Annotated in this window: 13 protein-coding genes; 7 read left to right on the top strand and 6 right to left on the bottom strand. The window is 63.6% G+C overall.

Annotated elements, in window-relative coordinates:
• Window positions 1-61: 61 nt before the first annotated feature.
• Window positions 62-1102, bottom strand: coding sequence for a patatin-like phospholipase family protein (locus KW568_RS19565; RefSeq protein ID WP_003250250.1), 1041 nt, complete (start codon window positions 1100-1102; stop codon window positions 62-64).
• 177 nt (window positions 1103-1279) lie between these two features.
• Between KW568_RS19565 and KW568_RS19560 the strand changes: the two genes are divergently transcribed.
• The 3 genes from KW568_RS19560 to KW568_RS19550 all read left to right on the top strand — a co-directional run bounded on the left by KW568_RS19560 (window position 1280) and on the right by KW568_RS19550 (window position 3227).
• Window positions 1280-1558, top strand: a complete 279-nt coding sequence (locus tag KW568_RS19560; RefSeq protein WP_003250254.1) for a lipoprotein — start codon at window positions 1280-1282, stop codon at window positions 1556-1558.
• A gap of 14 nt (window positions 1559-1572) precedes the next feature.
• Window positions 1573-2352: a CHAD domain-containing protein gene (locus KW568_RS19555; RefSeq protein WP_003250256.1), complete on the top strand. Its 780-nt coding sequence runs from the start codon at window positions 1573-1575 to the stop codon at window positions 2350-2352.
• Window positions 2353-2429: 77 nt separating this feature from the next.
• Window positions 2430-3227 carry an acyl-CoA thioesterase II gene (locus KW568_RS19550; protein WP_004576796.1) on the top strand — a complete coding sequence of 266 codons (798 nt, stop codon included), beginning with the start codon at window positions 2430-2432 and terminating at the stop codon, window positions 3225-3227.
• Between the two features lie 41 nt (window positions 3228-3268).
• Here the strand turns inward: KW568_RS19550 and KW568_RS19545 are convergent, their stop codons facing one another.
• From KW568_RS19545 to KW568_RS19535, 3 genes are all read right to left on the bottom strand, one after another.
• Window positions 3269-3637, bottom strand: coding sequence for an Mpo1-like protein (locus KW568_RS19545; RefSeq protein ID WP_004576795.1), 369 nt, complete (start codon window positions 3635-3637; stop codon window positions 3269-3271).
• A gap of 75 nt (window positions 3638-3712) precedes the next feature.
• Entirely contained in the window at window positions 3713-5191 is a 1479-nt protein-coding gene (locus tag KW568_RS19540; protein ID WP_259536597.1) for a methyl-accepting chemotaxis protein, read from the bottom strand.
• 126 nt (window positions 5192-5317) lie between these two features.
• Window positions 5318-6115: a TatD family hydrolase gene (locus KW568_RS19535; RefSeq protein WP_004576794.1), complete on the bottom strand. Its 798-nt coding sequence runs from the start codon at window positions 6113-6115 to the stop codon at window positions 5318-5320.
• Between the two features lie 157 nt (window positions 6116-6272).
• On the opposite strand from KW568_RS19535, the gene KW568_RS19530 reads away from it, so the two are divergent.
• The 4 genes from KW568_RS19530 (at window position 6273) to greB (ending at window position 9285) form a co-directional block, all read left to right on the top strand.
• Window positions 6273-7679 carry a transglycosylase SLT domain-containing protein gene (locus tag KW568_RS19530; protein WP_004576793.1) on the top strand — a complete coding sequence of 469 codons (1407 nt, stop codon included), beginning with the start codon at window positions 6273-6275 and terminating at the stop codon, window positions 7677-7679.
• 111 nt (window positions 7680-7790) lie between these two features.
• Window positions 7791-8228 carry a DoxX family protein gene (locus KW568_RS19525; RefSeq protein WP_003250269.1) on the top strand — a complete coding sequence of 146 codons (438 nt, stop codon included), beginning with the start codon at window positions 7791-7793 and terminating at the stop codon, window positions 8226-8228.
• A 248-nt stretch (window positions 8229-8476) separates the two neighbouring features.
• Entirely contained in the window at window positions 8477-8785 is a 309-nt protein-coding gene (locus KW568_RS19520) for a hypothetical protein (RefSeq protein WP_003250272.1), read from the top strand.
• Window positions 8786-8796: 11 nt separating this feature from the next.
• Complete coding sequence (greB, locus tag KW568_RS19515; RefSeq protein WP_003250274.1) at window positions 8797-9285, top strand: transcription elongation factor GreB; 489 nt, start codon at window positions 8797-8799, stop codon at window positions 9283-9285.
• A 97-nt stretch (window positions 9286-9382) separates the two neighbouring features.
• On the opposite strand, the gene KW568_RS19510 is transcribed toward greB, so the two are convergent.
• Both KW568_RS19510 and KW568_RS19505 read right to left on the bottom strand, forming a co-directional pair.
• Window positions 9383-11890, bottom strand: a complete 2508-nt coding sequence (locus KW568_RS19510) for an ABC transporter permease (protein WP_259536596.1) — start codon at window positions 11888-11890, stop codon at window positions 9383-9385.
• Window positions 11887-12573, bottom strand: a complete 687-nt coding sequence (locus tag KW568_RS19505) for an ABC transporter ATP-binding protein (protein ID WP_003250278.1) — start codon at window positions 12571-12573, stop codon at window positions 11887-11889. The genes KW568_RS19510 and KW568_RS19505 overlap by 4 nt, the downstream gene beginning before the upstream one ends.
• Between the last annotated feature and the right edge of the window lie 2 nt (window positions 12574-12575).

Below are 12575 nucleotides of genomic sequence, written 5' to 3'. Positions count from 1 at the left end.
AGCCGCGAGCACGGTCATTGTCGAGCACCACACCGCCTTCAGGTGCGGCGCCAACCAGGTGCTACCGCTTCACCCCTTCATAACTGTCCAGCGTATCGCGTGCAATCTCTCGCCCCAGGGCGATGAGCTCCGGCGCTTTGTAGAACTCGAAAAACCGGCACACCCGCTTGGGCACGTTGATCAGCACATCCGGTGGATAGCCGGCAATCTTGTACTGTGCCAACGAAGTCTGCATGACCTCGAAGCTCTGGTTGATCAAGTCCAGCAGCGAGGCTGGCCCCACGTTGTCGATGATGAAAGAGCCGGTGGCCGACTTCGGTGCGCCCTCGCGCTCCGGGGCCGCTGCCGGTTGCTGGTTTTCCGGGTCGGCGCTGTCGGCAAGCCACGGGCTTGGCGGTGCCAACCCCTCGGCGACGATTTCCTTTTCGATGCGGATCAGCTCTTCCGCCGGTTTGCGCCGGAATGGCAAGCGTGAACCCAGCGAGCTCAACAAGGCGTCAAAGCGCATCTTGAATGCCGCCGGGCGCTCGATCACCGGCAACTGGTACTGCTTCTGGTTGGTGGCGTTGAGGTTGACCGCGATGATCAGGTCGCAATGGCTGGACACCACCGGCACGATTGGCAGCGGGTTGAGGATGCCACCGTCGACAAGCATGCGGTTGCCTTGCATCACTGGCGTGAACAGGCTGGGAATGGCCGCTGAGGCGCGCATGGCCTGATGCAGGCAACCCTCCTGGAACCAGATTTCCTGCTGGTTGGTAAGGTCGGCGGCCACTGCGGTGTAGGGTATGCGCAGTTGCTCGATGTTTATCTCACCGACGATCTTGCGGATCTGCCCGAACACCTTGTCGCCGCGAATCGCACCGAGGCGAAAGCTGACGTCGACCAGGCGCAGCACATCCAGGTAGTCGAGGCTTTCGATCCAGTTGCGATACTCGTCCAGCTTGCCGGCGGCATAGATACCGCCAATCACCGCGCCCATGGAACACCCTGCGACGCAGGCTATGTCGTAGCCGCGGCGCTCGATTTCTTCGATCACGCCGATGTGTGCATACCCTCGGGCGCCGCCCGATCCCAGTACCAGTGCCACACGTTTACTCATGAACATTCCCCGGCCAGTGCCATCATGGTCCTACAATGCACCCATCGCTGCCTGTGCTTCAATGTAGATCGTGCTGAGCTACTGTAATAAAACTGGCCAGGCAAAGCCGGCTGGGCATGGCACTTTCCAGCTGTCGGAGCGTCGAACAGCCACCGTTTTTCCATAGAGGTATTACTGATGAAAGCCTGGATCTGCCTTCCACTGATTGCCTTGGCCCTAGCTGGCTGCGCGGGCAAGACGGCCTACCGTGACAGCTGCGCGACCCAGCTGGATGCCGCCTGGAAGGAGCTGGACCTGGCCAAGGCCGAAGGCTTTGCCGGTGCTGTAAGTTATTCCAAGGCCTTGTCACTGCTGACCGGGGCCAAGACCCAGCAGCAGTTCGAAGGCTACGAAAGCTGCACCCGCAAAGCCGAAAAGGCGCGGTTCTACATTCGTGAATCTCGCGCCGGGCGCTGAACAGGGAGCATCGTATGTCTGCCATGCTCGACCATGTCGTTGCCCAGATACTGACCTTGCAGGTGCGCTTGCTGGCCTGTCGTGAACGCCTGGCTGCCAATACCGACAGCGAGGCTTTGCACGACTTGCGTATCACCTTGCGGCGCCTGCGCAGTCTGCTGAGGCCGCTGCGTGGGCTGCCGGGTGTGGAGCAACTGGAGGATGCGGCACGTTCGCTGGGTACCCTTACCACGCCGCTGCGTGATCGCGAGGTGCTGGCGGCTGAGCTGATCGGGCGCGGTCATGCGGCAGCCGGGCAGCGGCGTCTGGAGGGGCGTGACAGGACCTTCGCCAGTGTCGCTGCCAGCCCACAGCTGGCCAGGGTATTGGCGATTCTCGACGCCTTTCCATTGTTCCTGCGGGCGGCGGACCGGGAGGGGCTGGTCAAGTCGCTGGGCAAGCGTATCGACAAGCGCCTGGTCAAGCAGTGGCGCAAGTTGCACAAAGCGTTGCAGGACCCGGCTCACGATCGCCACCGCCTGCGTTTGCTGATCAAGCGTGCGCGCTATGGCGATGAGGCCTACCCACAACTCGATCACGCAGGGAAGAAACTGCAACGTCTGTTGAAAAAGGCACAGGGCAACCTGGGGGATTGGCACGACCGCCTGCAATGGCTGCTGCAAGCCCGCGATCATGCCGACCTGCTCCCCTGCAAGGCTGGTTGGGAGCAGGAGTTGCATGAGGCGGAGCGCCAGTCAGATGTGACGCTGGATGCCCTGCAAGAGGCGCTGGCGCGGCGTTATCACGGAAAATGACCGATATGCGGGCTGATTGCCCGGCGTTTGCTGGCTAGGATGAGCGGACCTTTTTCTTTGCAGGCAGGAGCCGGCCAATGAATTTCAACCAACTCCTCGACGCCGTACGGGCCAACCCGGATTCCGTCAGCATTCCGCCCAGCTGGGCCCAGGGGCGCGCTGCCTTTGGTGGCCTGATGGCGGCCATGGTGTATGAAACCATGCGCCTTAGGCTCTGCGACAGCCGCCCGGTACGCTCATTGGCCATCAGCTTCGTGGCGCCAGCGGCTGCGGATGTGCCCATCCGCTTCGAGGTGGAGGTTTTGCGCGAAGGCAAGGCGGTTAGCACGCTGTTGGGCCGCGCGGTTCAGGATGGCCAGGTGGTGACTTTGGTGCAGGGCAATTTCGGTGCGGGCCGCCCTTCGGTGGTCGAAGTGCCGGCGTTACCGGCCATTGAAATGCCTGCGCTCGAAGAGGCGGCCCCGGAGTTGCCCTATATCAAAGGCGTTACCCCGGAGTTCATGCGCCATGTGGCCCTGCGCTGGGCAGTAGGCGGGCTGCCGTTCAGTGGCAATCAGTCGCGCAAGATGGGCGGCTGGGTGCGTTTGCGGGATGTGGCTGACGAGCCGGTGAACGAGGCGCACTTGCTGGCGTTGGTGGATGCGTGGCCGCCCAGCCTTATGCCGTTTCTCAAGCAGCCCGCTGCGGGCAGTACGCTGACCTGGACCATCGAGTTCATCCAGCCAACGGCGAAGCTTTCGACCCAGGAATGGTGCCGGTACTGTGTGGAGACCGAGCATGCGCGGGATGGCTATGGTCATGCTGCCGCGGCGTTGTGGACGGCGCAGGGCGAGTTGTTGGCCTTGAGCCGGCAGACCGTCACTGTTTTCGCCTGACCCTTGCAAGGCTGCTCACAAGTAGCGCTCCGGCAGCTGGCTCAGTGCCGGTGCTTGTGCCGCTCCCGCCAGGCCCTCCACCAGGCCCCGCTCACCACAAAGCGCGGAAAGGTGATGAACTGCTCGGTCAGTAAGCGCTGCACGGCATCCTGGCGGTTGGCGAACGGCTCGGGCTGCTGGGCTTCAAGGCGGTGGCCTTGGCGCTGCAGGCCCAGCGCGGCGACCAGGGCAATCACACCCACCGCGATCTGGCCGAGGTCGAAACCGAACAGGCCGGACAGCACCAGTAGTGTCCCTAGAATGAACAACGGCACAGCAATGAGGTGCAGCACCAGGTTGGCCGGGTGGCGGTGATTATGGTGATAGCCGCGCCATTGCCAGGCGGGAAGATTGGGCAGGCGTTTGCTCATGGGGATTTCCTCTCGGTCATGCCCAAAGCTTAGTGCGGCCCCCACGCGGGGGCCAATCGAAGCTGGCTATGGTGACTATAGCTTGAGCTGGCCAATGGCCTTGTTCAGTTCGCCGGCCAGGGTCGCCAGTTCGCTGCTGGTGGTCGCTGAACCGACCGTCTGCTGCACGGTCCGCTCGGTGACATCGCGGATGCTGACCACCGCGCGGTTCATTTCCTCGGCTACCTGGCTTTGCTGCTCGGCCGCTACAGCGATCTGGGTATTGCTTTCGCGCATCTGCGCCACGGCACCGGTGATTTCAGCCAGCGCCTCACCGGCTTCCTGTGCCTGACGCACACAGTCGTCGGCCTTGTACGAACTCTCCTGCATGAACTCCACCGCATCGCGGGTGCCCGACTGCAGGGCCGAAACCATGGTGGTGATCTCATCCGTGGAGGTTTGCACGCGTTTGGCCAGGTTGCGCACTTCATCGGCCACCACGGCAAAGCCACGGCCCAGGTCACCGGCGCGCGCGGCTTCGATGGCAGCGTTAAGCGCCAGCAAGTTGGTCTGTTCGGCAATACTGTGGATCACACTGACTACACCGTTGATCTTCTGGCTGTCCTCGGCTAGCTGTCGAATCATCTCGGCAGTTTGTTGCACGCCGCTGGAAAGCCCGGAAATCGAATCCTGCACTCGGCTGACCACCGCTTGACCGCTGCCGGCCAAGGTGTCGGCGGTTTGTGACAAATCGCGGGTGGCACCGGCGTGCTGGGCAATGTGGTGCACGGTCGCCGACATTTCGTTGATGGCAGTGGCGGCCTGGTCGGTTTCACTCTGCTGGCCGAGCATGCCATGGCGTACGTCGCTCATGCTGGCGGCCAGGCGTGCAGCGCCCGAGTCCAACTGTGCTGCGCTGTGGGCGACGGTGCTGACCACGCGGTGATAGGTGGACTGCATGGCGTTGAAGGCCCCGGCCATCTGGCCGACCTCGTCGCCACTGGCTAGCGGTACGCGGACCGACAGGTCGCCGGTCTTTTCCACGTGCAGCATCACGTCCTTGAGGGTGTTGAGTTGGCTGAGCAGGAAGCGGATCAGCAGTTGGGAGGCGCCGAGCATGGCCAGCATCAGGATCAGCACACACACCGCGTAATTGCTGAAACGATCGAAGAAGACCTGGCGCAAACTGGGTGACTGGGCCAGCACAGCTAACTGCTGGTCGCCACTGCGCAGCACCTGTGCGCCACGCAGTGGGTTTTCGCCGAGGACCCAGGCGCTCGGCAATGCGACCCAGCCTTGGGCGTTGCGCAGGGCATCGAGCGCCTCCCCGGCGTAGGTTGGCGTTTGCCCGGTTGACCAACTGATGACGTTGGCCGGGCGTGGCAGTGCTTGCCCGGCTGGCCAGGCGGCCAGCAACTGGGCTTGTGCGACCGCCTGGCTCTGAGCCGCCTCGGCACGTGCGCGTTGCTCCAGGTGCACGGCGTACAGCACCAGCAGCAAGGTGGTGACAAAGGCCACTGCGTTGACGGCCCAGAACTTGTACTTCAGGGAAACATTGCTAAGCCAGGCACCCATGGGCAGGTCTTCTCTGAGTTGAGCGGAAACAATATTGGCAAGGTGCCATCATTGTGCCCTCATCCTCCTAGACATGTGTTGATGCATATCAACTGTGTTCACCCGCCCCGCAGAAACACGCGAGACTCAGGGGAGCTGGAAGAAAGCCCGCGCCGTTGCCGTGGTATGCGCCGCCGTGTGCTCGGCTGATTCACCGCGATGCGAGGCCACCTCGCGCAGTACCTCCGGCAAGAACGCCGGCTCGTTGCGCCCGCTCTTGGGCTTGGGCCGCAAGCTGCGCGGCAGCAGGTAGGGCGCGTCGCTTTCCAGCATCAGCCGGCCTTGAGGAATGTTGCCCACCAGCGGGTGCAGGTGAGTGCCGCGGCGTTCGTCGCAGATCCAGCCGGTAATGCCGATGTGCAGGTCCAGGTCCAGGTAGGCGAACAGCGCCTCACGCTCACCGGTGAAGCAGTGCACCACCGCGCCGGTCAGGTGGTCGCGGTAGTCCTTGAGAATCGCCAGCAAGCGCTCGCTGGCATCGCGCTCGTGCAGGAACACCGGCAGGCGCAGCTCCGCAGCCAGTGTCAGCTGGGCTTCCAAGGCTTTTTCCTGCAGCGGGCGAGGGGAAAAGTCGCGGTTGAAATCCAGGCCGCATTCGCCCACCGCGCGTACGCGCGGTTCACTCAGTAACCGTCGCAGCTGGCACTCGCTGTCGGCATCCCAGGCCTTGGCATCGTGAGGGTGCACGCCGGCCGTGGCGAACAGGTGGGCGCCGCTTGCATCCAGTTGATGGCACAGTTCCAGGGCTTGTTCGCTGACCGCCAGGGTGGTGCCTGTCAGCAGCATTTGCGTAACGCCGGCCTCCAGCGCGCGCTCGACGATTGCGGCCTGTTGGTCGTGGAAACTGCTGTTGGTCAGGTTGACGCCGATATCGATCAGTTGCATGGTGCTATCTCGTGCCGCGGGGCGGCCAGCATAGCAAAAAGCGCGTTTTTCTGAAAAAACCAAGAACTTCATGCTGTTGCCGTGGTCATTTACCGTCGTTTATCACTTGGCGGTGCAACCCATGGATGCCGCTCACCGACCACGGACACGTTTTCGCATGCAGCGATGCTGGCTCATTTTTCTGCTGACGCTGGGGTTGATCTTTACCGGCCCCGTCCAGGCGCGCTCGCCGGGCCCACAGCAGCACATACCGCCTGCCAAGGTGCGTGACCTGCCGCAGATTCGCACCAGCAAAGTACTGCGAGTGCTGGTCAACCAGAGCCGCAACAGTTCCGGTGAGGTCAAGGGCGAGCCAGTCGGCATCGAGTATTATCGGCTGCGTGCCCTGGAGCATTTCCTCAATGCTCGTACTGCCGACGACCAGCAGATCCAGCTAAAGCTCATCCCGCGGGCCAAGGAACAGTTGCTGGGCGCCCTGGCCCGCGGCGAGGGTGACCTGGCCGCGCCAGGCGAGCTGCTTGACCCCACTACGGTGAGCGGTGTCCGCAGCAGTGCGCCGATACTCGACCAAGTGCCGCTGATGCTGGTCGGGCGCAAAGGCGAGCGAAGTTTCAGCAAGGTCGAACAGCTGTCAGGGCGTACCGTGGCGTTGACCAGCGCCAGTGCTGCCGGACCGCTGATCCAGCAGGTCAACCAGCAACTGGCACTGCGCAAGCGGCCGCCGATCAAAGTGGAGTGGGTCGATTCGACGCTGGCGGTGGAGGATGTGCTGGAGATGGTACAGGCAGGCATCTACCACCTGACCATGGTCGAGCAGCCCATTGCCCGGCGTTGGGCCCGGGTTATGCCGCGCCTGCGCCTGGACAGCCGGGTGCGCCTGGGTGCGCCGCAAGCCATGCGCTGGTATGTAGGGCGTGATGCGCCGCAATTGTTGGCCGCAGTCGATCACTTTCTGCAAGGTTACCGCGCGCCAGATAACCAGGATGCGGCGTTCGAGCGCATCTACCGCCGCCAGTACCGGGTACACAACCCGTTGGCCAGCAAGGACCGCCAGCGTCTGGCATCGGTGCGGGCGGTGTTGCAGAAGCATGGCCAGGCGCAACAGATCGACTGGCTCAACCTGGCTGCATTGGCCTTCAAGGAGTCGACGCTCAACCCGGCTGCACGCGGTACTGGCGGTGCCCATGGCCTGATGCAGATTACCCCTTCGGCAGCCCAGCGGGTGGGGGTGAGCAACACTGCAACGGTAGATGGCAATGTCCTGGCCAGTGCCCGTTACCTGGCGCTTATCCGGCGCAAGTTTTTTGCCAGTGCCAAGATCAACGAGCGTGAGCGCATGGCCTTTGTGCTGGCAGCCTACAACCTCGGCCCCGAGCGGGTTCAGGCCATGCGCGCAGAGGCTCGACGGCGAGGTCTAAACGGTAACCAGTGGTTCTTCCAGACTGAACGCATCGCCATGGAGCAAGTGGGGATGGGACCGGTCAATTTCGTCAATAGCATCAACAAGTACTACCTGGCCTTCAACCGCGAACGCGCGGCACTGGAGCGCGTGGCGAAGCGTTAAAATCGATTTTATCGATTGTTATGTTGGGTTTTTTGCGATTTTCATATCAATAGAATTGATTATGATGGCGCCCATACCCACACAACTGCTTCACTTCAAGGACGCTTCGACATGAAAAACACTACCCTCAACGCGCTGTTCTCTACACGTGCTGGCGCTGGCTTGAGCGTTATCCGCATCCTGGTCGGCATCATCTTCATGGCTCATGGTGCGCAAAAACTCTTCGGCCTGTTCGGTGGCTACGGCCTGGAAGGCACCGGCCAATGGATGGAAAGCATCGGCCTGGCGCCGGGTTATCTGATGGCCCTGCTGTCCGGCAGTGCCGAATTCTTCGGCGGCCTGGCCTTGGTGGTCGGCCTGCTGGCTCGCCCGGCGGCCCTGGCGCTGACGGTGACCTTGGTAGTGGCGATCGTTTCGGTGCACATCGGCAACGGCCTGTTCATGTCCAACAACGGCTATGAGTTCGCCCTGGCGCTGTTGGCCGGCACTGTTGCAGTCATGATCGAAGGCGCTGGCCGCTTCTCGCTCGACCGCCTGATCGCCCGATAATCAGCTGCAAGCTGTGAGCTACGAGCCGCAGGCAAGCGCGGGCCAATACTCGGCGTGTTCTTGCTTGCGGCTCGTCGCTTGCAACTTGGGGCTCATCGCTCTAGCATACCGCCTGCGCCGATTTAAACAGCTACTTGCGGGGCGCAGGAAAGCCCCACCTCCGGGCCGTCCGAAATACCGCTAAAGCGCTGGTTCGGTGACGCCTCCCACCGCTGCCCAGCGGGATTCGCGAGGCGGAGAGAAGCTCCATGAGTTGCCCACGTACCAGTGTCTGTTTAAGCCCTTTGCCTGCCAGCCAGGCGTCCCGCACACCGCGCATCCTGCTCGGCGGCCGGCATCAACCCACCCTTTTACGTCATCTTGAAGGCCTGTCACGGCGCAAGGGGCAGGCGCGTGCCTTTCTGATCCAGTTCGCCGACAGTGGCTGCCACCTCGCGCAGTATGGCAATGACCGTTTCGACCTGGCTGTGATCCAGGCGCCGGCACCGGACGAGGCCGCCGAAGTCATAGGCCATCTCACCCGCATCGCGCGTCAAGGCCTGATTACCCGCCGCTGAGGAATGCGCTATTGAGCACCAATATCATCACCACAGAAGGCCATGAGGCGCTGAAGAAAGAGCTGGACCACCTGTGGCGGGTGTATCGTCCGGAAATCACCCAAAAGGTTGCCTGGGCCGCTTCGTTGGGTGACCGCAGCGAGAACGCGGACTACCAGTACAACAAGAAGCTGCTGCGCGAAATCGACCGCAGGGTGCGATACCTGCGCAAGCGGCTTGAAGATGTGAAAGTGGTGGCGTACTCGCCCGAGCAGGAAGGCAAAGTGTTTTTCGGTGCCTGGGTTGAGATCGAGAACGACGAGGGCGAGACCATGAAGTTTCGCATTGTCGGCTACGACGAGATCTACGGGCGCAATGATTACATCTCGATCGATGCCCCCATGGCGCGCGCCTTGCTGAAGAAGGAGGAGGGTGATGAGGTGGTGGTGCATACACCTACCGGTGAAGCGACCTGGTATGTGAGCAGCATCCGTTACGGCCAGGGCGTCTCGACGGACTGACCGGGCCCGTCTTGCGCCAGCGTGAGGCATGTGCTGTCCCGGCAGGCGATCGCCCAGCCCTCAGGGGTGCGCCTGCAGAAGCGCTGACAGCCAGGCCTCAAGCCTCGCGCAACACCGCCAGCGGGCTGGCATTCAACGCCCGCCGCGTTCCCAGCACCCCCGCACCCCCCACCAGCAGTGCCCCTGTCAGCGGCAACACCAGCAGCCACGGGTGCGGGCTCCACTGCAAGTCGAAGGCATAGCGGTACAGCACCCAGGTAATCAGTTCGCAGCCCACGGCCGCCAATAGCCCGCTGGCCGCGCCCAGCAGGCCGAACTCGATACGTCGGGCTTTTACCAGCAAGGGCCGCGCCGCGCCCAGTGCGCGCAACAGTGCCCCTTGGCGAATGCGCTCGTCCAGCGTGGCCTGCAAGCCAGCGAACAACACTGCCAGCCCCGCGGCCAGCACGAACAGCAGCACATACTCCACCGCCAGGGTTACCTGGGCGAGAATGCTGCGCAGCTGGTCGAGCAAGGCATCCACCTGCAGGATGGTCACCGCCGGAAACGCCCGTGACAGCGCGACGACATCCAGGTCGTGCCCCGGTGCCAGGTAGAAGCTGGTCAGGTAAGTGGTCGGCAGCCCCTGCAGCGTGCCAGGCTGGAAGATCATGTAGAAGTTCGGCTGGAAGCTGTCCCAATGCACGTTGCGCAGGCTGCTCACGCGGGCCTGGCGCTGTTGACCGCCAATATCGAACGTCAGCAGGTCGCCCATCTGCAGTTTCAGGCTGCTGGCCAGTTCCGCCTCCACCGAAACCCCGGGGATATCGTTGTCGGCTGGCAAGGCTTGCCACCAGCTGCCTGCGGTCAGCACGTTGCCTTCGGGCAACTCGGCGGCCCAGGTCAGGCTGAGGTCGCGCTGCACGGCGCGCTCGCCTGCCGAGTCCTTGCTGACCACCTGCTGTACCGGTTTTTCATTGATTTGCACCAGGCGCCCGGGCGTTACCGGGTACAGCGGCGCTGAAGCGGCATTGACCTGGTGCAGGTGTTGAATGAACGGCTCACGGTCATCTGGCAGGATGTTCAGGGCGAAGTGGTTGGGCGCATCCTTGGGTAGTTGTGCTTGCCAGGTATCGAGCAGCTCTGCGCGCAGCAGGGCGACCAAGGCCATGGCCAGCAGTATCAGGCCGAATGCCAGGGCTTGGCCTGCTGCAGCCATGGGGTGGCGCAGTAGCTGGCCCAGCCCCAGGCGCCAGGTGAGTGGCGCACCGGCCAGCAGCTGGCGCAGGCTGCGTAAACCGAGCAACAGCAGGCCGCCGAGCAGAAGCGCAGCGACCAGGCCGCCACCGAGCAGGGCGAAGGTGAGCAGCAGATCGAGGCTCAGGCGCCACATGATCAGGCCCAGGGCGAGCAGGGCGGCGCCGTACACCAGCCAACTGCTCGCAGGTATCGGCAGCAGGTCACGGCGCAGCACGCGCAGTGGCGGCACCTGGCCCAGCGCCGCAATGGGCGGCAGGGCAAAGCCAGCCAGTGCCACCAGCCCGGTACCGATACCTGCCAGCGCAGGAACGATGCCGCCAGCGGGCACCACGCTCGGCAGCAAGCCGTGCAGCAGGCGGAACAGGCCCAGCTGAGCCAGCCAGCCGAGCAAGGCACCGGCCAGGGCAGCGACCAGGCCGAGCATGGCCAGTTGCAGGCAATACAGGCCCAATGCCTGGTGGCGCGACAGGCCCAGGCAGCGCAGCAGGGCACTGGCGTCCAGTCGGCGTGCAGCATAGCGACTGGCCGACAATGCCACGGCTACGCCTGCCAGCAATACAGCCACCAGGCTGGCCATGTTCAGGTAGCGTTCGGCTTTGCCCAGCGCGCCGCCGATCTGTTGGTTGCCATCACGGGTGTCACGCAGGCGCTGGTTGGCGGCCAGGTCTTTTTCCACGGTGTGACGGTATTGCGCCAGTGCCTCGGCATCGCCGCGCCACAGGTCACGGTAGGTGACCCGGCTGCCCGGCTGGATCACGCCGGTGGCCTCCAGGTCGGCCAGGTTCATCATCACGCGCGGGGTAAGGCTGTAGAAGTTGTTGGCGCGGTCCGGTTCGTAGGTAAGCACACGGCTCATGCGCAGGGTTTTCATGCCCACGTCGATGCTGTCGCCGATTGCCAGCCCCAGTGCTGCCAACAGGCGCGGTTCCACCCACACTTCGCCAGGGGCAGGGCCGCCGCCGGGTGTTTCTTCGGCATAAGGTGCCGGAGCGCTGCGTACTTGCCCGCGCAATGGGTAGGCGCCGTCGGCGGCCTTTACGCTGGACAGCTGGATGCCATTGTCGCCGCCGACCACGCTGGTGAACTCGACCACGCGTGCATGGCGCAAGCCCAGTGCCTTGCCGGCATCGAGCTGTTGCTCGCGGGCCGGTGCGCTGCCCTGCAGTACCAGATCGGCGCCCAGAAACTCGCTGGCGCGCAGCTGCATGGCGCCGTTGAGGCGGGCGCCGAAATAGCCGATGGCGGTGCTGGCAGCTACCGCCACCAGCAGGGCAAAGAACAGCACGCGCACTTCACTGGCGCGAACATCGCGCAGCAACTGGTGCAGTGCCAGGCCACACAGGCGGGACAGCGGCATACGGCTCACCGGGCCTCCATCGGCGCCACAAGGCGGCCCGCGTCCAGGCGGATCTGGCGCCGGCAGCGGCGGGCCAGGCGTTCGTCATGGGTGACCAGCACCAAGGTAGTGCCGCGCTCCTTGTTCAGCTCGAACAACAAGTCGCTGATGCGTTCGCCGGTGTGGCTGTCGAGGTTGCCGGTGGGCTCATCGGCGAACAGCACCGCAGGCTGCGCGGCGAAGGCGCGGGCGATTGCCACGCGCTGCTGCTCGCCGCCCGACAGCTGCCGAGGTGTGTGGCTCAGGCGTTTGCCCAGGCCGACCCGCTCCAGCAAAGTGCGAGCCTGTTCGCGGGCATCGCGGCGGCCGTCCAGCTCCAGTGGCAGCATGACGTTTTCCAGTGCATTGAGGCTGTCGAGCAGCTGGAACGACTGGAACACGAAACCCACATGTTCGGCGCGCACACGGGCGCGTTGGTCTTCATCCAGTGGCCCCAGGTCGTGGCCGGCGAGCACGACATTGCCAGCGCTGGGGCGGTCGAGGCCGGCGAGCAAGCCGAGCAGGGTCGACTTGCCAGAGCCCGAGGCGCCGACGATGGCCAGGCTATCGCCTTGGGCCAGGTCGAGAGACAGTGCGTGGAGGATGGTAAGGTCACCTTCCGCGCTGGGGACCACTTTGCTAAGGTTCTGCGCAACGAGAATGCTGGGGCTCATGG

The organism is Pseudomonas sp. HD6515 (assembly GCF_024971855.1).
Lineage (GTDB): Bacteria > Pseudomonadota > Gammaproteobacteria > Pseudomonadales > Pseudomonadaceae > Aquipseudomonas > Aquipseudomonas alloputida.
This window is presented reverse-complemented; position numbering and strand designations above follow the sequence as displayed.

Excerpts from the sequence above, each read along its gene's own strand:
- KW568_RS19520 (WP_003250272.1), top strand. The coding sequence starts at position 8,477 with ATGAGTTGCCCACGTACCAGTGTCTGTTTAAGCCCTTTGCCTGCCAGC.
- KW568_RS19505 (WP_003250278.1), bottom strand. The coding sequence starts at position 12,573 with ATGAGCCCCAGCATTCTCGTTGCGCAGAACCTTAGCAAAGTGGTCCCC.
- KW568_RS19550 (WP_004576796.1), top strand. The coding sequence starts at position 2,430 with ATGAATTTCAACCAACTCCTCGACGCCGTACGGGCCAACCCGGATTCC.
- KW568_RS19545 (WP_004576795.1), bottom strand. The coding sequence starts at position 3,637 with ATGAGCAAACGCCTGCCCAATCTTCCCGCCTGGCAATGGCGCGGCTAT.
- KW568_RS19535 (WP_004576794.1), bottom strand. The coding sequence starts at position 6,115 with ATGCAACTGATCGATATCGGCGTCAACCTGACCAACAGCAGTTTCCAC.
- KW568_RS19525 (WP_003250269.1), top strand. The coding sequence starts at position 7,791 with ATGAAAAACACTACCCTCAACGCGCTGTTCTCTACACGTGCTGGCGCT.
- KW568_RS19565 (WP_003250250.1), bottom strand. The coding sequence starts at position 1,102 with ATGAGTAAACGTGTGGCACTGGTACTGGGATCGGGCGGCGCCCGAGGG.
- KW568_RS19540 (WP_259536597.1), bottom strand. The coding sequence starts at position 5,191 with ATGGGTGCCTGGCTTAGCAATGTTTCCCTGAAGTACAAGTTCTGGGCC.
- KW568_RS19560 (WP_003250254.1), top strand. The coding sequence starts at position 1,280 with ATGAAAGCCTGGATCTGCCTTCCACTGATTGCCTTGGCCCTAGCTGGC.
- KW568_RS19530 (WP_004576793.1), top strand. The coding sequence starts at position 6,273 with ATGCAGCGATGCTGGCTCATTTTTCTGCTGACGCTGGGGTTGATCTTT.
- KW568_RS19555 (WP_003250256.1), top strand. The coding sequence starts at position 1,573 with ATGTCTGCCATGCTCGACCATGTCGTTGCCCAGATACTGACCTTGCAG.